The sequence below is a fragment of the Neisseria sp. P0001.S005 genome (assembly GCF_051963715.1).
This window is the reverse complement of record NZ_JBQCTZ010000784.1, coordinates 1-361: the sequence shown is the minus strand read 5'-3', so window position 1 is coordinate 361 and position 361 is coordinate 1. Positions and strand designations below refer to the sequence as shown.

General features: G+C 44.6%; 1 protein-coding gene. It reads left to right on the top strand.

The features are described 5' to 3' along the window. Positions 1-203 precede the first annotated feature (203 nt). Positions 204-361, top strand: a 158-nt coding sequence (gene rpsO, locus ACTHSP_RS22860) for a 30S ribosomal protein S15 (protein ID WP_440347111.1), incomplete at its 3' end; no start/stop codon positions are given.

Here is a 361-nt window from a genome sequence, read left to right as displayed (position 1 = left end):
TTTTTATCACCAAAGCAGCTTTGGCGGTACTGAAAGGTATCGCCGCTTTTTTTGGCCGTCTGAAAAGATATGGCGCACAAAGACAAATTGTGGCATAATCCACCCGTCTTTATAAAAAGGCACTTAGGAGTTTGCTTAGGTCGTTCGGCTTGGCAAACTTGTCCGAACCTGAAAAGGTTCTTTTATTTTCGGAGTTATCCATCATGGCATTGACCGTAGAACAAAAAGCACAAATTGTTAAAGATTTCCAACGCAAAGAAGGCGATACCGGCTCTTCTGAAGTACAAGTCGCTCTGTTGACTTTCCGCATCAACGACCTGACTCCTCACTTCAAAGCCAACCCTAAAGACCACCACAGCCG